This is a genomic window from Aquabacterium sp. (assembly GCF_021768455.1).
Lineage (GTDB): Bacteria > Pseudomonadota > Gammaproteobacteria > Burkholderiales > Burkholderiaceae_C > Aquabacterium.
The window spans coordinates 1-21,211 of the sequence record NZ_JAIZVX010000038.1 but is presented as its reverse complement, the minus strand read 5'-3'; the positions used below and the strand labels follow the sequence as shown (position 1 = coordinate 21,211).

20 protein-coding genes are annotated in these 21,211 nt (G+C 68.3%); 8 read left to right on the top strand and 12 right to left on the bottom strand.

Annotated features, from left to right (window positions below):
- Positions 1-53 precede the first annotated feature (53 nt).
- Positions 54-521 (top strand): hypothetical protein, encoded by a 468-nt coding sequence (locus QZ994_RS07345; RefSeq protein WP_290870348.1) that lies wholly within the window; start codon positions 54-56, stop codon positions 519-521.
- Between the two features lie 117 nt (positions 522-638).
- Here the strand turns inward: QZ994_RS07345 and QZ994_RS07340 are convergent, their stop codons facing one another.
- The 3 genes from QZ994_RS07340 to zwf form a co-directional block, all read right to left on the bottom strand.
- Entirely contained in the window at positions 639-1,610 is a 972-nt protein-coding gene (locus QZ994_RS07340; RefSeq protein WP_290870346.1) for a glucokinase, read from the bottom strand.
- 76 nt (positions 1,611-1,686) lie between these two features.
- Positions 1,687-2,394 carry a 6-phosphogluconolactonase gene (gene pgl / locus QZ994_RS07335; RefSeq protein ID WP_290870344.1) on the bottom strand — a complete coding sequence of 236 codons (708 nt, stop codon included), beginning with the start codon at positions 2,392-2,394 and terminating at the stop codon, positions 1,687-1,689.
- A 3-nt stretch (positions 2,395-2,397) separates the two neighbouring features.
- Positions 2,398-3,858, bottom strand: a complete 1,461-nt coding sequence (gene zwf / locus QZ994_RS07330) for a glucose-6-phosphate dehydrogenase (protein WP_290870342.1) — start codon at positions 3,856-3,858, stop codon at positions 2,398-2,400.
- A 206-nt stretch (positions 3,859-4,064) separates the two neighbouring features.
- Between zwf and edd the strand changes: the two genes are divergently transcribed.
- Together edd and eda are read left to right on the top strand one after the other, a co-directional pair.
- Positions 4,065-5,942 (top strand): phosphogluconate dehydratase, encoded by a 1,878-nt coding sequence (gene edd / locus QZ994_RS07325; RefSeq protein ID WP_290870339.1) that lies wholly within the window; start codon positions 4,065-4,067, stop codon positions 5,940-5,942.
- 61 nt (positions 5,943-6,003) lie between these two features.
- Positions 6,004-6,645 (top strand): bifunctional 4-hydroxy-2-oxoglutarate aldolase/2-dehydro-3-deoxy-phosphogluconate aldolase, encoded by a 642-nt coding sequence (gene eda, locus QZ994_RS07320; protein WP_290870336.1) that lies wholly within the window; start codon positions 6,004-6,006, stop codon positions 6,643-6,645.
- A 109-nt stretch (positions 6,646-6,754) separates the two neighbouring features.
- On the opposite strand, the gene QZ994_RS07315 is transcribed toward eda, so the two are convergent.
- The gene (locus QZ994_RS07315; RefSeq protein ID WP_290870333.1) at positions 6,755-8,692 is read right to left on the bottom strand and encodes a glucokinase; all 1,938 of its coding nucleotides are present in this window, start codon (positions 8,690-8,692) and stop codon (positions 6,755-6,757) included.
- A gap of 201 nt (positions 8,693-8,893) precedes the next feature.
- On the opposite strand from QZ994_RS07315, the gene QZ994_RS07310 reads away from it, so the two are divergent.
- The 5 genes from QZ994_RS07310 to QZ994_RS07290 are packed head-to-tail and all read left to right on the top strand — an operon-like array spanning position 8,894 to position 14,749.
- Positions 8,894-10,123, top strand: coding sequence for an efflux RND transporter periplasmic adaptor subunit (locus tag QZ994_RS07310; RefSeq protein ID WP_290870330.1), 1,230 nt, complete (start codon positions 8,894-8,896; stop codon positions 10,121-10,123).
- Between the two features lie 11 nt (positions 10,124-10,134).
- Positions 10,135-10,851 (top strand): ABC transporter ATP-binding protein, encoded by a 717-nt coding sequence (locus tag QZ994_RS07305; protein WP_290870327.1) that lies wholly within the window; start codon positions 10,135-10,137, stop codon positions 10,849-10,851.
- Positions 10,852-10,873: 22 nt separating this feature from the next.
- Positions 10,874-12,034 carry an FtsX-like permease family protein gene (locus QZ994_RS07300; RefSeq protein ID WP_290870325.1) on the top strand — a complete coding sequence of 387 codons (1,161 nt, stop codon included), beginning with the start codon at positions 10,874-10,876 and terminating at the stop codon, positions 12,032-12,034.
- Positions 12,035-12,043: 9 nt separating this feature from the next.
- Positions 12,044-13,213 carry an ABC transporter permease gene (locus QZ994_RS07295; RefSeq protein ID WP_290870322.1) on the top strand — a complete coding sequence of 390 codons (1,170 nt, stop codon included), beginning with the start codon at positions 12,044-12,046 and terminating at the stop codon, positions 13,211-13,213.
- Positions 13,214-13,270: 57 nt separating this feature from the next.
- The gene (locus tag QZ994_RS07290; protein ID WP_290870319.1) at positions 13,271-14,749 is read left to right on the top strand and encodes an alpha/beta hydrolase domain-containing protein; all 1,479 of its coding nucleotides are present in this window, start codon (positions 13,271-13,273) and stop codon (positions 14,747-14,749) included.
- A 14-nt stretch (positions 14,750-14,763) separates the two neighbouring features.
- Here the strand turns inward: QZ994_RS07290 and QZ994_RS07285 are convergent, their stop codons facing one another.
- The 8 genes from QZ994_RS07285 to pqqA form a co-directional block, all read right to left on the bottom strand.
- Positions 14,764-16,140, bottom strand: a complete 1,377-nt coding sequence (locus tag QZ994_RS07285; protein WP_290870316.1) for an acyltransferase — start codon at positions 16,138-16,140, stop codon at positions 14,764-14,766.
- A gap of 19 nt (positions 16,141-16,159) precedes the next feature.
- Positions 16,160-16,762: an isoprenylcysteine carboxylmethyltransferase family protein gene (locus tag QZ994_RS07280; protein WP_290870312.1), complete on the bottom strand. Its 603-nt coding sequence runs from the start codon at positions 16,760-16,762 to the stop codon at positions 16,160-16,162.
- A gap of 105 nt (positions 16,763-16,867) precedes the next feature.
- Positions 16,868-17,464, bottom strand: a complete 597-nt coding sequence (locus QZ994_RS07275) for a thioredoxin family protein (RefSeq protein WP_290870309.1) — start codon at positions 17,462-17,464, stop codon at positions 16,868-16,870.
- 249 nt (positions 17,465-17,713) lie between these two features.
- On the bottom strand, positions 17,714-18,877 hold the full coding sequence (gene pqqE, locus QZ994_RS07270; RefSeq protein WP_290870306.1) for a pyrroloquinoline quinone biosynthesis protein PqqE: 1,164 nt from the start codon (positions 18,875-18,877) through the stop codon (positions 17,714-17,716).
- Entirely contained in the window at positions 18,874-19,194 is a 321-nt protein-coding gene (gene pqqD, locus QZ994_RS07265) for a pyrroloquinoline quinone biosynthesis peptide chaperone PqqD (protein WP_290870304.1), read from the bottom strand. The genes pqqE and pqqD overlap by 4 nt, the downstream gene beginning before the upstream one ends.
- The gene (gene pqqC, locus QZ994_RS07260; protein WP_290870366.1) at positions 19,191-19,940 is read right to left on the bottom strand and encodes a pyrroloquinoline-quinone synthase PqqC; all 750 of its coding nucleotides are present in this window, start codon (positions 19,938-19,940) and stop codon (positions 19,191-19,193) included. The genes pqqD and pqqC overlap by 4 nt, the downstream gene beginning before the upstream one ends.
- Positions 19,941-19,993: 53 nt before the next feature.
- Positions 19,994-20,911, bottom strand: a complete 918-nt coding sequence (gene pqqB, locus QZ994_RS07255; protein WP_290870301.1) for a pyrroloquinoline quinone biosynthesis protein PqqB — start codon at positions 20,909-20,911, stop codon at positions 19,994-19,996.
- Between the two features lie 74 nt (positions 20,912-20,985).
- Positions 20,986-21,060, bottom strand: a complete 75-nt coding sequence (gene pqqA / locus QZ994_RS07250) for a pyrroloquinoline quinone precursor peptide PqqA (RefSeq protein WP_290870363.1) — start codon at positions 21,058-21,060, stop codon at positions 20,986-20,988.
- Between the last annotated feature and the right edge of the window lie 151 nt (positions 21,061-21,211).

Below are 21,211 nucleotides of genomic sequence, written 5' to 3'. Positions count from 1 at the left end.
GAACGCCACTGCACGTTCTGCTGCGGGCGCTCAACCAGGAAGCGAGTGGCGCCGTGACCCACCGACAGGGCGGGGTCGTGCTGGGCACCACGCAAGCGATTTGGCACATGGACTACGTGGTTCACATGGTGCGCGTGGTGCGCGTGACCTACCAGCGCACCGGCGAGGTCTGCTATGCACCGCAACTGGAGATGAGCCTGGGGTACGAGCCATTGCGCATCTCGGTTGGCGAGGAGGTCGCGGCGGACGCCTGCACGCAAGCCCATGTGCTGGCACACGAGCACGGGCATGTGACCATCTTCGAGGCCCAGCTGCCCGATGTGGCCGCGCGCCTTGAGGCTGCGCTCGGTCCATGCTTCAAGGCCGGACGAACGCATGACGTGACGGCGGTTGCGACTCGCATGACCGCGGCGTTTTCAGCCGCCCTGCCCGATCTGGTTCACACAGCAGCAACTGCCCAGCAGGCAGCCCATGACGCCTTTGATGCATTCGACGCCACGCGCTTCAACATCCAGGCCTGAGCAGGGGGCGTACGCCGGGTGATCCAGGCGGCACGCCTGCCCGGTTGACTCCACCCAGACAGCAAAAAGCCCGCCGGAAAGCGGGCTTTTTGCTTGGACGCTCGCGCTGAGGGGTGTTCAGGCGCGGCTGGCTCCGATCAAGGCCGGGTAGGCCGAATGAATCACGTAAACGGGGATGCGGGCAAGGTAGGCGTTGAAGCGCCCCTTGCTTTCGAAACGGGCACGGAAAGGCGAGCGGGCAAAAAACTCGCCCAGACGGGGCACGATGCCGCCACCGATGTAGACGCCACCCTGGGCGCCCAGGGTCATGGCCAGGTCGGCCGCGACGGTGCCCAGCATGGCGCAGAAGCTGTTCAGTGCGGCCACGCAGTGCGCGCAACTGCCATCGAGGCCGCGCTGTGTGACGTCTGCGGGGCTGAGGTCTTCGGGCGCGACGCCGGCCAGGCTGGCGTGGGCCTTGTAGAGCGCCTGCAGGCCCTGGCCCGACAGGGCGCCACGTTCCGCAGAAACGTGATCAGGCAGGAAGGCGCGCATGGCGTCGATCACGCGGCCCTCTTCGGCGTCGAAGGCCGGCAGGGTGACGTGGCCGCCCTCGCCTTCCAGCGGCACCCAGAGGTCTTGCCCAGGCACGGGCACCAGGCCCGACACACCCAGGCCGGTGCCGGCACCCAGCAGTGCCTTGGCCTTGCCGGGCATGGGTTCGGTGCCACCCACCTGCACCAGGTCGGAAGCCGGCAGACCGGGCAGCGACAGGGCCAGGACGGTGAAGTCGTTCAGGAACGAGAGGGTGTCGAGGCCCAGGGCGTCGCGCAGCTCGCTGATGGAGAAAGCCCAGTGGGCGTTCGTCATGCTGATGCGGTCACCCAGGATGGGGTTGGCGATGCCGACCACACCCGAGCGCGGACGCACGCCACCGGTTTGCGGCAACACCTGCGCCAGGTAGTGCTCGATGGCCTGCAGCGGCCCTTCGAAGTCCTTGCACGACAGGGTCAGGATGTGGGTGATCGGGGCATCGGCCGCGGCGTGCAGGGCCAGGCGGACGTTGGTGCCGCCCACATCGCCCAGCAGGCGGGGATAGGTTGCGCTCATGGGTGCGTGCTCGCGTTCAGGCGGGTGCGTGCCGCCGTTGCATTCAAAAGGGAGATTGTGCGACAGCAGGCCGCGCTCAGGCGGCGTGGAAGACGTGCACGGGCACGGCGTCCTGGTGCAGCACGATGCGGATGGGCATGTCACCGACCGGGCCTGCCGCGTTCGCCTGGGTCAGCAGATCCCACTTCGCGGCACCGGTGAAGTGCAGCACCGCACAGTGGGTGTGCAGCAGGGCGCGTCGGGTCAGCGTCAGGCGGGGCACCGGCACATTGGGCAGGGTGGGTGCGCCAATGGGCAGGCTCAGTCCCACGTGGGCATCGTCCAGCGCCAGGGGCAGTTCCGGGCAGTTGGGGAAGAGCGAGGCCGTGTGGGCGTCGCCGCCCATGCCGAAGATGGTGACGTCGGCCGGCCAGGGCATGGCCTGCAGGCGGCGCTCCACCTCGGCCCAGCCCTCTTCGGGCGTGGCCTGGGGCGTCACCAGCGAGACAAAGTTCGCCGCTGCGGCCGGACCTTGCAGCAAGGTGGTGCGCACAGTGCGTTCGTTGCTGTCTTGCTCATGGGGCTGCAGCCAGCGGTCGTCGGCCAGGGTGATGGTCACCTTGGACCAGTCCAGGTCGACCTGGGCCAGGGCCTTGAAGAAAGGCTGGGGCGTGCTGCCGCCCGACACGATCAGCAGGGCCTCGCCGCGTTCGGCCAGGCTGTTGCGCAAACGGGCCGCGACGAAGCGGGCCAGGTTGTCGCCCAGGGTCTGGGCGTCGGGCGCCTGGTGGGTGTGGAAGCTCATGGTTCAGATCTCTTCGTGCCAGGCCAGGCCATCGCGCCCCAGCAAGGCGCTGGACGCGGCAGGGCCCCAGGTGCCGGCGGTGTAGGGCTTGGGCTTGTCGGTGCTGGCCTTCCAGGCGTTCATGATGGGCTCGACCCAGCGCCAGGCGGCTTCCTGCTCGTCGCGGCGCACAAAGAGGGTCAGGTTGCCACGCATCACGTCCATCAGCAAGCGCTCGTAAGCCTCCAGGCTGCGCGACTTGAAGGACTGAGAGAAGTCGAGGTTCAGGTGCACGGGCTGCAGGTTCATGACGTCGCCCGGCTGTTTGGCCAGCAGGTGCAGCTCGACCTTCTCGTCGGGCTGCATGCGGATGACCATGCGGTTGGGGTTCATGCTCTCGGCCGACTGCCCGAAGATCGAGTGCGGCACGCTGCGGAAATTGACGACGATCTCGGCCACGCGTTGTGGCATGCGCTTGCCGGTGCGCAGGAAGAAGGGCACGCCGGCCCAGCGCCAGGTGTCGATCTCGGCGCGGATGGCAACGAAGGTCTCGGTGGTGCTGTCGGGCTTGATGCGCTCTTCTTCCAGGTAGCCCGGCACGGGCTTGCCGCCCGAGGCGCCGGCACGGTACTGTCCACGCACCGTTTTGTGGGCGACATCAGCCCCCTCGATGGGACGCAGTGCGCGCAGGATCTTGAGCTTTTCGTCGCGCACGGCATCGGCCGAGATGGACGCTGGCGGCTCCATGGCCACGATGCACAGCAGCTGAAGCAGGTGGTTCTGCACCATGTCGCGCATGGCGCCGACCTGGTCGTAGAAATCACCACGCGACTCGACGCCGAGCTCTTCCGAGACGGTGATCTGCACGTCGCGCACCGATTCGCGGCGCCACAGCGGCTCGAAGAGCGCATTGCCGAAGCGCAGGGCCAGCAGGTTCTGCACCGGCTCCTTGCCGAGGTAGTGGTCGATGCGGTAGATCTGCTGTTCGCCGAAGTGGCCGCCCACCGCGTCGTTGATGTCGCGGGACGAAGCCAGGTCGTGGCCCAGGGGCTTTTCCAGCACCACGCGGCTGCGCTCGGTGATCAGCCCCTTGGCGGCCAGCTGGTCGCAGATGGTGGAGAACAGGCGCGGCGCGGTCGACAGGTAGAAGACGCGGTCGCGCTGGGGCTCGGCCTGCAGACGCTGGGCGAGGTCGTCGAAGCTGGCGGCGTCGGTGGCGTCGACCCGGGCGTAGTCGATGTGACCGACAAAACGGTCCCAACCGGCGGGGTCGAAGTGCTTGCCCTGGTAGGAGGCAATGCGGTCGTGCGCCAGGGCCTGGAAGGCCGCCTGCGTCAGGGGCTCACGGGCCACGCCGATCACGCGCAGCCGGGCGGGCAGCAGCTCGTCCTGCTGCAGGCGCATCAACGCGGGCAGGAGCTTGCGCATGGCCAGGTCGCCCGTGCCGCCAAAGATGACCAGATCCAACTCGGGAACGGCTTGCATTCGTGTACCCATGCTTCCTCGATTCATCGCCAAACGATGTAGTAATACTACTTTATCAAACAAAGCTTCGCCAGCGCGACGCATCAGGGTTTCCCCTTAAACGCCGGTTGAATTGCATTAACAAAACCCATTTGCAGGCCACACCTCTACACAAGCATTTGAAATTTCGCTACATTGGCAAATCCCGCAAGACAGAGACGAGAACCATGGCCCAACCCACCGCCGCCCTGCACCCGCAACTCATCGCCGTCACCCAGCGCATCCGTGAGCGCAGCGCGGCCAGCCGTGCCGCCTACCTGGCCCGCGTCGAGGCCGCCGGGCGCCAGGGTCCGGTCGAACGCGCCAGCCTGGGTTGCACCAACCTGGCCCACGCCTACGCCGCCTCGCCTGCCGCCGACAAGATCTGGCTGCGCCAGCAGCGCACGCCCAACCTGGCCATCGTCTCGGCGTACAACGACATGCTCTCGGCCCACCAGCCGCTGGAAGCCTTCCCCGCCTGGATCAAGGCCGCGGCCCGCGAAGCCGGTGCCACCGCCCAGTTCGCCGGCGGCGTGCCCGCCATGTGCGACGGCGTGACCCAAGGCCAGGCCGGCATGGAGATGTCGCTCTTCTCGCGCGACGTGATCGCCATGTCGACCGCGCTGGCCCTGTCGCACAACATGTTCGACGCGACCCTGGCCCTGGGTGTGTGCGACAAGATCGTGCCCGGCCTGCTGATCGGTGCGCTGAGCTTCGGCCACCTGCCGACGGTGTTCGTGCCGGCCGGCCCCATGGGCACCGGCCTGAGCAACGACGACAAGGCCAAGGTGCGCCAGCGTTATGCCGCCGGTGAAATCGGCAAGGACGCCCTGCTGGAAGCCGAAGAAAAGGCCTACCACGGCGCCGGCACCTGCACCTTCTACGGCACGGCCAACTCCAACCAGATGCTGATGGAGATCATGGGCCTGCACCTGCCGGGCTCCGCCTTTGTCTCGCCCAACACCGCCCTGCGCGAAGCCCTGGTGCGCGAAGCCGCCCGCCGCGCCGCAAAGATCACCCGCCTGGGCAGCGAGTACACGCCCGTGGGCGTGATGATCGACGAGCGCGCCGTGGTCAACGGCCTGATCGGCCTGCTGGCCACCGGGGGCTCGACCAACCACACCCTGCACCTGGTCGCCATGGCCCGTGCGGCCGGCATCCTGATCGACTGGGACGACTTCAACGACCTTTCGGCCATCATCCCCTCGCTGACCCGCGTCTACCCCAACGGCAAGGCCGACGTGAACCACTTCCACGCGGCGGGCGGCATGGCCTTCCTGATCCGCGAACTGCTGGCCGCAGGCCTGCTGCATGGCGACGTGAAGACCGTGGCCGGCACCGTCAATGGCCTGAGCGGCATGCACGCCTACACCCAGAACCCGGCGCTGGAAGGCGAGCAGCTGGTGTGGGTGCCGGCTCCGGCCATGAGCGGCGACGCCACCGTGCTGACGACCGTCGACCAGCCTTTTGCGGCCGATGGTGGCCTGCGCGTGCTCAAGGGCAACCTGGGGCGCTCGGTGATCAAGGTCTCGGCCGTGAAGCCCGAGAACCGCGTGGTCGAAGCGCCGGCGGTGCTGTTCAACGACCAGAGCGAGCTGATCGCCGCCTACAAGCGCGGCGAGCTGGAAAAGAACTTCGTGGCCGTGGTGCGCTTCCAGGGCCCGCGTGCCAACGGCATGCCCGAGCTGCATTCGCTGACCCCCACCCTGGCCAACCTGCAGGACAAGGGCTTCAAGGTCGCGCTGGTGACCGATGGCCGCATGTCGGGCGCCTCGGGCAAGGTGCCCGCCGCCATCCACATCACGCCTGAAGTGATGGCCGGTGGCCCGCTGGGCAAGGTGCGCAACGGCGATGTCATCCGTCTGGATGCCGAAGCCGGTACCCTGCAAGCCCTGGTGGACGAAGCCGAGTGGGCGGCGCGCAGCGTCGACGTCATCGACCCGGCCCAACACGAGGCGCACAGCTTCGGCACGGGCCGCGAACTCTTCGGCGCCATGCGCCAGGCCGTGACCGGCGCAGAACAAGGCGCGATGAGTTTCGGCATGACCAGCTTTGGCGGTGTGTGAGCCAGGCCCATTGCGCCGAGCCCCCACCGCCCTCCCCATCCCTGATCAAGGACCCCGCACGATGAGCAACCTGAACCCGACCCTGAAGACGGCCATGCGCCTGAGCCCCGTGATCCCTGTGCTGGTGATCGACCGCACCGAAGACGCCGTGCCCCTGGCACGCGCCCTGGTGGACGGCGGCCTCAAGGTGCTGGAGATCACGCTGCGCACGCCCAACGCCATCGAGGTGATCCAGGAGATCGCCCGCAACGTGGAAGGCGCCGTGGTGGCGGCCGGCACGGTCACCACCCCCGCACAGTGGGAAGCCGCAGCCCGCGCAGGCGCCACTTTCATGGTGTCGCCCGGCCTGACGCCTGCCCTGATCGCCGCCGCCGCCGAAGCCAGCACCCCGCTGCTGCCCGGCGTGGCCACGGCCTCGGAACTGATGATCGCCATGGACGGCGGCTTCGAGTGCTTCAAGTTCTTCCCGGCCCAGCAGGCCGGTGGCACGGCCATGCTCAAGGCCCTGGGTGGCCCCTTCGCCGATGCGCTGTTCTGCCCCACGGGTGGCATCACGGTCGAGACCGCACCGCAGTTCCTGGCCCTGCCGAACGTCGCCTGTGTGGGCGGCTCCTGGCTGGCCCCGGCCTCGCTGGTCAAGGCCGGTGACTGGGACGCCATCCGCGCCCTGGCCCAGGCCGCCTCGCAACTGAAGGCCGCCTGATTGTTCCGCGTCTCCTGGGGGCTCGGTCGGATGTGACCCAGCTCTCCTTCACAGCCAGCCCGGCGCAAGCCCGGCTGGCTTTTTTTTTCGCCTGAGGCGCCGGTGGTGATCAGCGCGCGTGCGAGATCCACGAGGCCGCGTCTTCGCGCAGGCCAAAGGGCGACTTCAGCGGCCCGGGGCGGTTCATGGCCACCCCCACGGCCAGCACGTCGATCATCAGCAGGTGCAGCACCCGCGACACCATCGAGAGCTGTTCGGTGCGACCCTCGACGTGGTCGACCGCCAGGGTGACCGTGGCCTCGCGGGCCAGGGGCGAATCGCTCGCGGTGATGGCCACCACGGCCGCGCCCGCCTTGAGCGCCTTGCCCACCGAGACCAGCAGCTCCGGCATGGCGCCGGAGCGCGACACGGCCACGACCACGTCACCGGGGCCGAGCAGGTCGGCGGCCATGGCCTGCAGGGCGCTGTCGGCATGGGCCATGGCCGGGATGCCGAAGCGCAGGAACTTGTACTGCCCGTCCACCGCCACGATGTGGGAGTTGCCCACGCCGTGGAACTCGACGCGGCGGGCCTGGCGCAGCAGGGCAATGGCGCGCTCGATGGCCTGGCCGTTGAGCCCGTCGCGCATGGCCACGATGGCCGAGACGGTGTTGTCCAGCACCTTGGCAGAGAGGTCGGGCGCGGCGTCGTCGACCATGACCTGGCTGTGGCGCAGCGGGATGGTGCCGGTCAGGCCCGAGGCCAGCTTGAGCTTGAAGTCGGAGAGCCCCTCGAAGCCCAGGCTGCGGCAGAAACGGATCACCGTGGGCTGGCTGACTTCGGCCTGGCGCGCGATCTCGGCCACGGGCTCGTTCATGAAGGCACGCGGGTGGGCCAGCAGGTGATCGGCCACGCGCTGCTCGGCGCGGCTGAGTTCGTCGCGCAGGCCACGGATGCGGGCCAGCAGCGCGCCGTCCTGCGCCACGGGCACGGCCCCGCTGCGCAGGTGGTGGGCCAGCAGCACGCCCAGACCGGCGAACACCGGGTGCGGCGCGGTGATGAGCCGCGTCGGCACCTGCGCCAGGTAGCTGGAGAAGCGCCCCTTGGCCTCGAAACGCGCCCGAAAGCCGGACGCGGCCAGCAGCCCGCCCAGGCGCGGCACCAGTTCGCCGCCCAGGTAGACGCCGCCCAGCGCGCCCAGCATCAGGGCGGTGTCGGCGGTGACGGTGCCCAGCATGCGGCCGAACACGGCCACGGCCTCGGCGCTGCGGGCCAGGTCACCGCGGGTTTCGCCTTGAGCCGCCGCGGGTGCCAGACCTTGCGCGGCAAAGCGGTGGGCCTGCTCGATGATCGCCGCGGCGCTGGGCGCGGGGGCCGAGGCCAGGCCATCGCCCAGCACCTGCCAGATGAAGCGCAGCCCTTCGGCAGAGACCAGGCGCTCGGCAGAGACGTGAGGCCACTGGCGCCATGCCGCCTGCAGGATGCGCAGCTCGGTCTCGTCCGAGGGGGCGAAACTGATGTGGCCGCCCTCGCTGCCCAGGGTGATGCGCCGGTCTTCGGCGGGGATCAGGCCCGACACCCCCAAGCCCTCGCCTGGCCCGATCAGGCCGATGACGCCCCCCGGCTGCGCCACGCCATCGCCCAGGGCGATGCTGTCGGACTCGGCCAGGTGCGGCAGGGCCATGGCCAGGGCGGTGAAGTCGTTGACGACCAGCAGGGTGTCGAGCTGCAGGCCCAGGCGCAGGGCCTCGACCGACAGGCGCTCACCCGACTGCGTGAACAGCACCGTGTCGCCCTGCACGCTGCCCGCGATGGCCAGGGCCAGGTGACGGGGCGCACGCCCGGCGGTGAGCCCGAGCGCCTGCCAGGCCTGCTTGAGCACGCGCCCGAGCTCGGCCACCTGCAGACAGGGCCAGACCGACACGTCAGCGGGCGAAAAAGACGCGATGGGCGCGATGGGCTCAGAACCCGCAGAGGCGGCTGAAGCGGTGGAAGGGGCACGCGCCACGGCGAGCTGACCCGGGGTCAGCAGGGCCAGCATGCAGATGTCGTCCTGGGAAGAAGGCAAGGGATGGGTGCTCACATCAACAGCGTTTGAATTTGAGTATAGGTCGGTGCCCCACCGCTTTGAGGGGGGAGGCACGCATTCCCCTAGGCGAGGTGCGCCACATCTGACTTAGCCTCTTGTCTCATGTTCGGCGGGAGTGCAACGCACACCGTTTGCCGCCCCCTGACATCACCGCACCGACCTCCATTGACCGCACACGCCATGACTGAAGTTAGCGCTCCCTCGGCCCTGTCCAAACTGAAGATCGACAGGAGCGCCCAGGCGCCGGTTCGCAAAAAGTCGCGCGCGCTGCCCCTCACCCTGGCCGCGGGCGTGGCCCTGGCCGCCGCCGCATGGTTCTTCGTGCCGCGCACGCTGGAAGTCGGCAGCACCTCGGTGGTGGCCAGCACGCCCTCGCAACAGTATGTGCAGCTGACGGCATCGGGCTATGTGGTGGCCCAGCGCCGCTCGGCCGTGGCCTCCAAGGCCTCGGGGCGCCTGGTCGAGTTGCGGGTGCGCGAAGGCTCGCAGGTCAAAAAGGGCGAGCTGATCGCCCGGCTCGATGGCAGCGACATCAACGCCGCCATCCTGGGCGCCGAGGCCGCCGTGCACCAGGCCGAAGCCAATGTGAAGCAGGCCCAGGTGCAGTTGATCAACGCCCGCGCCGAGACCGCCCGCGCCCGCAGCCTCGAAGCCCAGGGTTTCATCTCGCCGCAATCGGTCGAGACGACCGTGAGCCGCAACAAGGCCGTGTTCGCCCAGGTGGCCGCAGCGGAAGCCGCCCTGGGCCAGGCCCGCGCCCAGCTCAAGGGCCAGAAAGTGGCCATGGACTACACCGAGATCCGCGCCCCATTTGATGGCGTGGTGCTGGTCAAGAACGCCAACGTGGGCGACATCATCACGCCCATGTCGAGTGCCGCTGGCGCCCAGGGGGCGGTGGTGACCATGGCCGACATGGGCACGCTGGAGGTCGAGGCCGACGTGTCGGAAGGCAACCTCTCGAAGACCAAGGTCGGCCAGCCGGTGGAGATCACCCTTGACGCCCTGCCCACGGTGCGCTTCAAGGGCCATGTGGCCGGCATCGTGCCCACGGTCGACCGGGCCAAGGCCACGGTCATGACCAAGATCCGCTTCGACCAGCTCGACGCCCGCATCTTGCCCGAGATGAGCGCCAAGGTCAGCTTCCTCTCGCAGGCCATCACCGATGCCGACCAGCAGGCCGTGCTGGCCGTGGCCGGCAGCGCCGTGGTCACGAAGGACGGCCAGAGCGTGGTCTACCGCATCAAGCCCTCGGAAAGCGGAGACACGGTCGAGGCCGTGTCCGTGAAGGCCGGTCGCCAGCTGGGTGAACTGCGCGAGGTCAGCGGCCCCATCAAGGCCGGCGACAAGCTGGTGGCGACGCCCCCGGCCCGCATCAAGGACGGTGCCCGCGTCAGCCTGGCCAACTCCTGATCGGCGGCCCCATGAACGCACCCTACCCCGTCTTCAAAGAGCCGGTCATCCGCATCGAGCACCTGAGCAAGACCTACACCCGTGGCGGCCAGCCCATCCCCGTGCTGATGGACATCAACCTCGAGGTGGGCCGCGCCGAGTTCGTCTCGCTGATGGGCCCCAGCGGCTCGGGCAAGAGCACCCTGCTCAACCTGATTGCCGGCATCGACCAGCCCAGCACCGGCACCATCAAGATCAATGGCGTCGACATCGCCACGCTCGACGAAGGCGCCCTGGCCGACTGGCGCGCCGCCAACGTGGGCTTCATCTTCCAGTTCTACAACCTCATGCCCGTGCTCACGGCCTACGAGAACGTGGAATTGCCCCTGCTGCTGACCAACCTCACCCGCAAGGAGCGCAAGGCCCATGTGGAAGCCACGCTGGAGATGGTGCGCCTGGCCGACCGCATGGACCACTACCCCAACGAGCTCTCGGGGGGGCAGCAGCAGCGCGTGGCCATCGCCCGGGCCCTGGTCACCGACCCCACCCTGATCGTGGCCGACGAGCCCACGGGCGACCTCGACCGCGCCACCGGCGAAGAGGTGCTGGCCCTGATGGACGAACTGCACCACGACCTGGGCAAGACCATCGTGATGGTGACCCACGACCCCAAGGCCGCCGCGCGCGCCAGCCGCATGATCCACCTCGAAAAGGGTGTGCTGGTGGCCAGCGGCGAAGCCGGTCACTGACGCACCGGACAACAGGCCCCAGATGTTCCTGTTCAAGCTCCTGCTGAAAAACGCCTTTCGGCACAAGCTGCGCACCCTGCTGACCATGGTCGGGCTGGTGGTCGCCATCAGCTCCTTCGGGCTGCTGCGCACCATCGTCGACGCCTGGTACGCGGGCGTCGACGCTACCTCCAACACCCGCCTGATCACGCGCAGTTCGATCTCGCTGGGCTACCCGCTGCCGCTCTACTACGGCGAGCGCATCCGCAAGATCGAGGGCGTGGGCAACGTGACCTGGGCCAACTGGTTTGGTGGCATCTACATCGACCGCAAGAACTTCTTTGCGCGCTTCGCGGTCGACGGTGCCAGCTACTTCCAGCTCTACCCCGAGTACCGACTGAGCGACGCCGAAAAAGCCGCCTTCATGGCCGACCGGCAAGGCGCCATCGTGGGCCGCAAGCTGGCGCAGCGCTTTGGCTGGAAGGTGGGCGACACCATCCCCCTGAGCGGCACCATCTACCCCGGCAACTGGAACTTCACCATCCGCGGCATCTACAACGCCAAGGACGCCCGCACCGACGAAACCCTGATGCTGATGCACTGGTCATTGGTGGCCGAGAGCGTGCGCAAGCGGGCCAGCTCGGCCGTGGCCAACCAGGTGGGCATCTACGTGGTGGGCATCACCGACCCGACGCGCGCCTCGGCCGTCTCGCAAGAGGTGGATGCGCTGTTCAAGAACTCGGCGGCCGAAACCCGCACCGAGACCGAGAAGGCCTTCCAGCTGGGCATCGTCTCGATGAGCCAGGCCGTGCTGATGGCGATCCGGGCGGTGAGCTTCGTCGTCATCCTCATCATCATGGCCGTGATGGCCAACACCATGACCATGACCGCCCGCGAGCGCCTGGCCGAGTACGCCACGCTCAAGGCCCTGGGCTTTTCACCGGGCTTTGTGGTGAAGCTGCTGTTTGGCGAGAGCCTGATGATCGCGGCCATTGGCGGACTGGCGGGCATGGCCCTGACCTTCCCGCTGGCCATCGGCTTCATGAAGCAGACGGGCTCGCTGTTCAAGGTCTTCGAGGTCTCCAGCGAGACCCTGCTGCTGCAGGCCCTGGCGGCGCTGGGCGTGGGCCTGATCGCAGCGGCCTGGCCTGCCTGGAAGATGTCGCGCATCGACATCGTTCAGGGACTGCGCCACATTGCATAAGGGGCAGGCATGAGAGCGGTTCCCCTGTCCTATGTGCTGCGCAACCTCTGGGTGCGGCGCGTGACCACGGCGCTGACCGCGGGTGGCATGGCCCTGGTGGTGTTCGTCTTCGCCACCGTGCTGATGATGAGCGAGGGCATCAAGGAGACCATGGTCGCCACCGGCCAGCCCGACAACGTGATGGTGCTGCGCAAGGGTGCGGGCAACGAGATCAACTCGGCCATTGGCCGCGACCAGGCCCGCGCCATCGACACCGTGGCCGGAGTGGCCACCGACAGTGCCGGCGTGCCCCTGGTCTCGCGCGAAGCGGTGGTGCTCAACAACCTGCCCAAGCGCGACGGCGGCGGCATGAGCAACGTCACGGTGCGCGGCACCACGGCCGTGGGCAAGGCCCTGCGCCCGCAGATCCACATCACCTCGGGCCGCATGTTCGCGCCCGGCACCTCGGAGGTCATCGTGGGGGCGGCCATCGCCCGCGGCTTTGCCAATGTCTCGCTGGGCAACACCCTGCGTTTTGCGGGCCGCGACTGGGTGGTGGTGGGCCTCTTCGATGCCGAACGCAGCGGCTTCGACTCCGAGATCTGGGGCGATGCCGACCAGGTCATGCAGGCCTTCCACCGCACGGTCTATTCCAGCATCGTCTTCAAGCTCAGCACGCCCGAGGCCTTTGCCGGTGCCCGCCAGGTGATCGACGCCGACCCCCGCCTGCAGCTCGACATCAAGCGCGAACTGGACTTCTACGCCGAGCAATCGGAGTCCATGTCGAAGTTCATCAAGCTGCTGGGCCTGTCGCTCTCGGTGATCTTCTCCATCGGGGCCATCGTGGGCGCCATGATCACCATGTTCGCAGCCGTGGCCTCGCGCATCGGCGAGATCGGCACCCTGCGCGCCCTGGGCTTTCGCCGCGAGGCCGTGCTGATTGCCTTCCTCGGGGAATCACTGGGCCTGGCCATGGTGGGCGGCCTAGTCGGCCTGGCCGGGGCCTCGCTGATGCAGGGCGTCGACATCTCCACCGTGAACTACACGACCTTCTCGGAACTGGCCTTCCGCTTCCGCTTCACGGTCACCGTGGCCGGGCAGACCATGCTGTTTGCGCTGGTGATGGGCGTGCTGGGCGGGTTTGTCCCAGCGTGGCGGGCGGCGCGCCTGAGCATCATCGAGTGCCTGCGCCAGGCCTGACGCGTCCGGGCTGATTCGCCTGGCCGGCGTGGCGCACCACCGCCCACCCTCCTGTCCATGACCCTGCCCTTGTCTTTGTCCTTCACGCACCTGAAACGCGCCCGGCACGCCTGGCGCCGCACCGCGGCGTTGCTGAGCCTGGCCCTGCTCTGCACCGCTTGCGCCGAGCCACCCGAGGGCCCACCGGCCACGCCAGACATGGTCAAGGGCACAGCTGCCCGCTTGCTGCCCATGCCCGAAGGCACCCCGGCCACCAGCCGTGCCGCCCAATTGGCCGGCACCGGCCACACCGAAGAAGAATGGGTGCTGACCGGCAGCGCCCGGCGCTACGCCCCGGCAGGTGCGTGGGCTCGCGATGGCCGCTGGGCCCTGAACGTGATCAGCGCTCCCGAGCCCTACCGCACCCGCCTGCTGGTGCGCCGCCCGGCCGACCCGCGCCGCTTCAACGGCATGGTGGTGGTCGAGTGGCTCAACACCACGCTGGGTTTCGAGCTCGACGGCGGCTGGGTGCTGACCCGCGAAGAACTGGTGCGCGAAGGTTACGCCTGGGTGGGCGTGAGCGCCGAGCCCGACAGCGCCAAAGGCCTGCAGACACTGCAGCCGGCACGTTACGCCGCCCAGCACATCGCCAGCAAGGCCCTGGCCTACGATGTGTTCACACAAGCGGGCGAAGCGGTGCGCGCCCATGCCGACCAGCTCCTGGGCAGTGCGAAGCGCCCCACCCTGCTGGCCATGGGCTATTCGCAATCGGCCGTCTTCCTCACCACCTACCTCAACGCCTTCCAGCCCCTGAGCCGCACCTACCAAGGCTTCCTGCTGCACGGCAGCGCGCCTGCGGCCGGCCCCGTGCTGGACGGCGACAGCGGCCAGTTGCTGCCCCGCATCCGCCCCGACCTGGGCACCCCGGTGATGCAGGTGCAGACCGAGATGGAGGTGAGCGTGAGCTGGAGCCTGTCCCACACCGCCGACACCCCGCACGTGCGCTACTGGGAGGTGGCCGGCGCCGCACACCTCGACCACCGCATGCAGGACGAGGCCATGGTGGTGGGGCCTGCGAGCTTTCGCGACCAGGCCCCCAGCTGCCTCAAGCCCGGCAACACCCTGCCCACCGAGGTGGTCGATCACGCCGCCCTGCACGCCCTGCGCCGGTGGGTGAGCGAAGGCGTGCCGCCCCCCACCGTGCCCCGCCTGCAGCGCAACGCCCTGGGTTTCGTGCAGAGCGATGCCGATGGCAACGCCCTGGGTGGCCTGCGCCTGCCCGAGCTGGCCCAGCCCCTGGCCCAGTACGGCATGTACAGCAACGTGCCAACGGCCAGCCTGAGCGTGCCCAGCATCTACCTGTGTGTGGCCGGTGGCAGCACCAACCCCTGGGATGCCGGCCAGCTGGCGGCCCGCCATGGCGACCGCAACCGCTGGCTCGCGGCCCACCGCGCCCAGGCCGATGCCCTGCGCGATGTCGGCCTGATGCGCCCCGCCGACCACGCCGCCAGCCTGGCCCGGGCCCAGGCCCAGCGCTGGCCCGAGAACCACCCCTGACGCTGCGCCGTTGTTCAGGCCGTCTGCAGCCCGTCGCCCAGATCGGCCGCGGGCGCCGGGGCCTGTGCCGCCGCACCGGCGCTCAAACGGGCCATGGCCGCCTTCAGGGCCCTCAACTCGGCCGGGCGGGCCGTGAGGTGCAGGTCCACACCCCCGTCCTGCTCGGGCGTGGGCACCACCATCAGCATGCGGAACGCCACGGCGCAGATGTCGTACCAGGCCGGGCCCCCGCTGCCGAAATCGATGTCGTAAATGGGGAAGTTGACGCAGTTGTTCAGGATCAGCCCGGCCTCCACCGTTTCACCGGCCGGGCGCCAGAACAGGCGCCAGATGGCACGGCGCTGACGGTAGGCCTCCATCAGGGCCAGGAAATCGAGCAAGGCCTCTTGCGACACCTGCTCGGGCGCCGGGCGGCAGCGGCGCGCCAGCTCGGGCAGGCTCTCAGTGGCCAGGGCCTCACGGCTGTAGCGGGCCTCGCCATACCCCAGGGCATTGCCGAAGAGATCGCGCGGGATGCGCAGGCGGCGCTTGTGGCGCAGGTCGAGCACGATGCCCACACTGCGCTCGCGTGCCGAGGGCATCAGGGGTGAGAGCTGCTGGATGCACCAGGCCCCCACCAGCTCGGCGGTGCTCACGCCCGCCTCGGGAGGCAGCAGACGGCGGGCTTCGCCCTTCCAGTGCTGCACGGTGTGGGCCGGCACCCGTATCACACCCTTCTTCAGGCTGGTGAGGGCCCGCCAGCCAAGGCGGCCAAACAGACCGAGCCGCTCGCCCATGGGCGGGTCGTACAGCAGCCCGGCTTCGGCCGGGACGGCACGACCGTGTGCGGCCTGGATCACGGTCTGGCGGTCGAACGACGGCACCGTGATCGCCTCGGCCCGGCTCAGCGCCGACCAGTCGCGCATGAACTGCCAGTAGGCGCTGCCATCCATCAGCGAGTGGGGCGCATGGCAACACAGGATCACGCCGCCACACTCGAAGCGAAACAGGTTGACCTGCAGCAGAGGCTGACCCTTGTTGACCAGCTGCCAGGGCAGGAAGGGCTTGAAATAGCGCTTGAGCGTGTCGGCAAAACCGGAATCAGGGCCTGTCGCCGGCAGGGGGCCGGCACAGTCGTGCAGGCGGTAATCGATGCCCGCGTCGTTGACGTCGACGAAGGCATGGCCATCTGCCCCCTTCTTCATGCGCCCGCACAGGATGGGATAGTGGGTGAGCACCTCGCTGAGCGCGGCCTCGGTGCGACGCAGGTCCAGCCCCTGCGGGTAGACCAGCACCACCGGGATGCCGATGTGGCCGTTGAACAGATCAGAACCACTGAGCGTTTGCGGTGGCGCGGTCACGCCACAACGCAGTCGCTTGCTGCTCAGGATGGTGGACGGCATGCGACCCATGGACAGCCCTCCCGACCGTTCAGTACACGAAGGGAATGAGGCGCTTGCGCGTCAGCTTGAAGCGGCGATAGGCCTCGCCCAAGGCGGCCTCCAAGGCGGCTTCTTCCACCTCGATGCGGTAGAGGTAGATGCCCAGCGAACCCAGCACCATCACGGCCAGGCTGGCCCAGTTGCCCAACAAGAGCCCGAAGCCACCCAGCGTGAGCAAGGCACCCAGGTAGGACGGGTGGCGCAGCAGCTTGTAGGCACCGATGTCGACCACGTGGTGGTCGGACTGCACGGTGACGGTGTGGGTGAAGAAGGTGCCCAGTGCGGCCCAGCAATGGATGCGCAGCAGCATGCCCGCGACGATGGTGACCACACCGGCATAGTAGACAGGGTGCTGGGCCTCGGGCCCCATGCCCGTGGGCGCATGAAAGGCCAGCGCGCCCGCCGTCAGTTGCAGCAGGCCCGAGCCGATGGAGATGACCAGGCCCGAATAGCGGTCGTCGCCATCGTGCCCCCCCGACACCGCCTTGCGGCGCTGCATCTGACGCCCTTCCATGAACAGGGCCCAGGCCAGCACACTCCAGAAAACCAGCGCTTCGGGCCAGACGAAGATCAGGGGGCGAAGGGTGTCCATGTGCGTACGGGTGTGGTCAATGACAGGCAAATTGTCACGGCCCGCGTTAAACCCTCGGCCCTGGGCTTTCCCCTGCTGCACACCCGCATCTGCGGGGGGCCCGGCTCAAGCCACGCTGTGCAGGCGAGGGCGCGCCGCCGCCAAAGGCTCGGTCTCGCGCCACTTGATGCTGCAGCCGATGCTGGGCTCCTGCTCGCCGGGTCCGTAGCCCAGGTGGGCAATCAGGCGCATGGCATCGAAGAGTTCGCGCGGCGTGTTCTCGGTGGCCGGCTCGGTTCGGCATTCGTCAAGCCGGCCGCGGTACTGCAGGCGCAACTCGGCATCGAAACCAAAGAAATCGGGCGTGCACACGGCCCCATAGGCGCGGGCCACCGCCTGCGATTCGTCGTGCAGGTAATGGAAGGGCAACTGCCAGGCCTGGGCCTGCAGCTTCATGGCGCCAAAGCTGTCTTCGGGGTAGGACGTGGCGTCGTTCGCGTTGATGGCGATGACGCTGACGCCAAAGGCTTCGAGCTCACGGGCATCACGGATGAGGCGGGGCATCATCGCCTGCACAAAGGGGCAGTGGTTGCTGATGAACGCGACCACGGTGCCGCGGCGCCCCATCAGCTGCTTGAGCGAATGGGGGTGCCCATCGGTGCCCTTGAGGCGGAAGGGGGCGGCTTGCCAGCCAATGTCGGCGATCGGGGTGCTCAGGGACATGGTGCTTTCCTTTCTGATGCAGATGAGGGCTGCTCAAACAGACAAACGGCGAAGACACAAAGACACGGCTGACGCACTGACGGCGCCTCTCGACTCAGCAAATCCGAAGCCGCACACGACACCGCCCTGTTGCGCGCTCCCGTCCCGGGAATGCGCTTAAAGCGGTCATCGACTGCATGGGTGTGATGGAATCACAGAGCGGCCCCGAAGGCAAGCCCCAATCGACGGAAGGGCCTGTGCCAGATTGGATCAGGCCGGTGTGACCGGAGGCACTGGCGCCAAACCGTCCCTGATCAGGGCGCGGGAAGCGGCCGGGTCCCGGAACACCAGGGGCGCCTCACGCGCCGTGCGCCCAGGCAGGGCCTCGCGCATGGCCTGCTCGATCAGGCCGTGGTGCGGCGAGTGGGCGCACACCGGGTCGGCGTTGGTGGCGTCCTGGGTGAGCAGGTAGGCCTGGCAGCGGCAGCCACCCAGGTCTTTTTCCTTCTCGGGGCAGCTGCGGCAGGGGTCTTTCATCCAGGCATCGCCGCGGTAGCGGTTGAAGCCCTCCGACTCGTACCAGATGTGCTGCACGCTGGCCTCACGCACGTTCGGGAAGTGCAGGCCCGGCAGCATCTTCGCGGTGTGGCAAGGCAGGGCCGTGCCATCGGGCGTGACGGTGAGGAACACGTTGCCCCAGCCATTCATGCATTTCTTGGGGCGGTCGCCGTGGTAATCGGGCACCACAAAAAAAAGGCGCATGCGCTCGCCCAGCCTGTCGCGCCATTGCTGGGTAACGCGCTCGGCGGCCTCGACCTGTTCACGGCTCGGGATCAGCTGGGCGCGGTTGAGGTGGGCCCAGGAGTAATACTGGCTGTTGGCCAGCTCCATGTACTCGGCGCCCAGGGCTTCGCCCATGGCGATGATGGCGTCGATGTGGTCGATGTTGAGGCGGTGCAGCACGACGTTCATCACCATGGGGTAGCCGTGGGCCTTGATGAGGCCGGCCACCTTCTGCTTGAGCGCAAAGGTCCTGGTGCTGGAGAGGAAGTCGTTGACCTCGCGGGTCGCGTCCTGGAACGAGAGCTGGATGTGGTCCAGACCCGCCTCTTTCAGCGCCAGGATGCGGGCCTCGGTCAGGCCCACGCCCGACGTCAGCAGGTTGGTGTAGAAGCCCAGGCGGTGCGCCTCGGCCACGATGCGCTCGAGGTCGTCGCGCTCCAGCGGTTCGCCACCTGAGAGGCCCAGCTGCACGCTGCCCAGCGCACGGGCCTCGCGCAGCACGCGAAACCAGTCCTCGGTCGAGAGTTCCTGCTCGGCCGTGGTGGCGGCAAAGTCCAACGGGTTGTAGCAGAACACGCAGTGCAGCGGGCAGCGGTAGGTGAGCTCCGCCAGCAGCCACATCGGAGGGCCGATCTTCGGCTCGGCACTCATGCCGCCACCCCACCCTCGGGCATGGTGAGATCGACCCAGCCCTGCTGGCGGGCCATGTGCAGGAACGCCCGCACGTCATTGCCCAGGTCGGGCAGCTGAAAGCGCGTCTGCAATTCGGTGATCAGGGCGGCCACGCTGCGTTCGCCATCGCATCGGCTCATGATCTCGCCCGCGCTGCCGTTGAGCTTGACCATGCCCTCGGGGTAGAGCAGCACCCAGGCACTTTGGGCGGGCTCCCATTGCAGACGAAAGGGCTTGCGCACGCGAGGGCACACGGCATCGGGCCATGCGTCTGGCAGGTTGGCTGCTGCGCTCATGCCCTGGCTCCGGTGATGCTCACCTTGCACTGGCTGAGCATGATGGCGTCGGCCAGGGCCCAGAGCACATCGAGCTTGAACTGCAGGATGTCGAGGGCACGCTCCTGGAGGGCGCGGGTCTGGCTGAAGTAGTCCAGCGTGAAGCGCAGGCCATGCTGCACGTCGCGGCGCGCCTGGGTGAGGCGGTTGCGGAAGTACTGCAGACCTTCGGGCTGGATCCAGGGGTAGGCCTGCGGCCAGAGGTCGAGGCGCTGCTGGTGGATGTGGGGTGCAAACAGCTCGGTCAGGCTGGATGCGATCGCCTCCTGCCAGGGCTGTTGCCGCGCGAAGTTCACATAGGCGTCGACCGCAAAACGCGCCGCGGGCGCCACCAGGCGCTGCGAGACCACATCGTCGCGCGTGAGGCCCACGGCCTCGCCCAGGCGGATCCAGGCTTCGATGCCGCCCTCCTCGCGCACGCCATCGACCAGGCGGCCGTCGTGGTCAAGGATGCGCTCGATCCACTCCCGGCGCACCTCGCGATCGGGGCAGTTGGCGAGGATGGCCGCGTCCTTGACCGGGATGGCCATCTGGTAGAGGTAGCGATTGGCCACCCAGCCCTGCATCTGCGCTTGCGTGAGCCGGCCCTCGGCCATCATCACGTGAAAGGGGTGGTGGATGTGGTAGCTGGTGCCCTTCTCGCGCAGGCGCGCTTCGAACTCGTCGGCCGACCAGCGGGGGCGCGCATCGGCCTGGGTCGATTGCAAGGCCAGCAAGGTGGCGGGGGTGCCGTCCCGCACGGCGGCAAAGGGGGGGTGGCTCACAGGGTGATCTCCATGCCATCAAAGGCCACTTCCACGCCCAGGCGGTCCAGCTCGGACCGCTCGGCGCTGTCCTCATCGAGGATGGGGTTGGTGTTGTTGATGTGGATGAGCACCTTGCGGGTGGACGCCGGCAGCTGCTGCAGCCAGTGCAGCATGCCGCCATCGCCACTTTGGGGCAGGTGGCCCATGGCACGCGAGGTCTTGCCGGAGGCACCCAGGCGGATCATCTCGTCGTCGGTCCACAGCGTGCCGTCGACCAGCACCACATCGGCCTGCTGCATGGCGGCCCAGACATGGGGCTCCATCTCGCCCAGGCCGGGCGCGTAGAAAAGGCGGCGCCCCGTGTGTTCGTCGCCCAGCAGCAGGCCGATGTTGTCGGCCGGATCCGGCCGGTCGCGGCGCGGGGAATACGGTGGCGCGTTGGAGCGCAGGGGCAAGGCCCGCAGGTGCAGACCCGGAAGTTGGGGCATGTGGAAGCCTGCTTCGGCCACGGGCAATTCCTGCCATGCCACGCCACTGTAGTGGCTCAGCACCTGGAACAGCGGGTTGCTGCCCAGCAGGTCGCTGCGCACCGGCCCCGTGCACCAGATCGGCCAGGGCTGGCGGTGTTCGCGCAGCATGTAGAGGCCGGTGGTGTGGTCGACCTGGGCGTCCATCAGCACGATGGCTTCGATGGCCGTGTCGCGCAGGGCGCGGGCCGGTTGCAGCGCGGGGAACTCGCGCAGCTGCTGGAGGATGTCGGGCGAGGCGTTGCACAGCAGCCAGCGCTCGGCATCGATGCTCACGGCGATGGAGGATTGCGTGCGGGCGCGGGCACGGATGCGGCCCTGTCGCCAGCCATCGCAGTTGGGGCAGTTGCAGTTCCACTGCGGGAAGCCACCGCCAGCGGCGCTGCCCAGGACACGGATTTTCATGGGGGTGCGAAGGGAGCGAGCACAGCCCGGCCCTGGCGCCTGACCCGCAGGCCTGGCGCCAGGGCCGGATGGCCTCAGCGGTTGGCGATGTACATCGTGATCTCGAAGCCGAAACGCAGGTCGATGGCGGCAGGGGTTTCCCAGGTCATGAAGGCTCTCCTTGAGCAAGATGGGCAGAGGGCACCGGACGGGCCAGACGCACGGCCGGCGAGCGCCACCGGTGTGCGGCGCTGAAACCCACTGTAGGAGGCCCAGGCCGCAGCGGCCATCGCGGGTTTCCTTCACCCAGGCTGGCGAAAA

Bases quoted from the DNA above. Each gene is read 5' to 3' on its own strand.
- QZ994_RS07340 (WP_290870346.1), bottom strand. From the start codon at position 1,610: ATGAGCGCAACCTATCCCCGCCTGCTGGGCGATGTGGGCGGCACCAAC.
- pgl (WP_290870344.1), bottom strand. From the start codon at position 2,394: ATGAGCTTCCACACCCACCAGGCGCCCGACGCCCAGACCCTGGGCGAC.
- zwf (WP_290870342.1), bottom strand. From the start codon at position 3,858: ATGCAAGCCGTTCCCGAGTTGGATCTGGTCATCTTTGGCGGCACGGGC.
- edd (WP_290870339.1), top strand. From the start codon at position 4,065: ATGGCCCAACCCACCGCCGCCCTGCACCCGCAACTCATCGCCGTCACC.
- eda (WP_290870336.1), top strand. From the start codon at position 6,004: ATGAGCAACCTGAACCCGACCCTGAAGACGGCCATGCGCCTGAGCCCC.
- QZ994_RS07310 (WP_290870330.1), top strand. From the start codon at position 8,894: ATGACTGAAGTTAGCGCTCCCTCGGCCCTGTCCAAACTGAAGATCGAC.
- QZ994_RS07305 (WP_290870327.1), top strand. From the start codon at position 10,135: ATGAACGCACCCTACCCCGTCTTCAAAGAGCCGGTCATCCGCATCGAG.
- QZ994_RS07300 (WP_290870325.1), top strand. From the start codon at position 10,874: ATGTTCCTGTTCAAGCTCCTGCTGAAAAACGCCTTTCGGCACAAGCTG.
- QZ994_RS07295 (WP_290870322.1), top strand. From the start codon at position 12,044: ATGAGAGCGGTTCCCCTGTCCTATGTGCTGCGCAACCTCTGGGTGCGG.
- QZ994_RS07290 (WP_290870319.1), top strand. From the start codon at position 13,271: ATGACCCTGCCCTTGTCTTTGTCCTTCACGCACCTGAAACGCGCCCGG.
- QZ994_RS07285 (WP_290870316.1), bottom strand. From the start codon at position 16,140: ATGGGTCGCATGCCGTCCACCATCCTGAGCAGCAAGCGACTGCGTTGT.
- QZ994_RS07280 (WP_290870312.1), bottom strand. From the start codon at position 16,762: ATGGACACCCTTCGCCCCCTGATCTTCGTCTGGCCCGAAGCGCTGGTT.
- QZ994_RS07275 (WP_290870309.1), bottom strand. From the start codon at position 17,464: ATGTCCCTGAGCACCCCGATCGCCGACATTGGCTGGCAAGCCGCCCCC.
- pqqE (WP_290870306.1), bottom strand. From the start codon at position 18,877: ATGAGTGCCGAGCCGAAGATCGGCCCTCCGATGTGGCTGCTGGCGGAG.
- pqqD (WP_290870304.1), bottom strand. From the start codon at position 19,194: ATGAGCGCAGCAGCCAACCTGCCAGACGCATGGCCCGATGCCGTGTGC.
- pqqB (WP_290870301.1), bottom strand. From the start codon at position 20,911: ATGAAAATCCGTGTCCTGGGCAGCGCCGCTGGCGGTGGCTTCCCGCAG.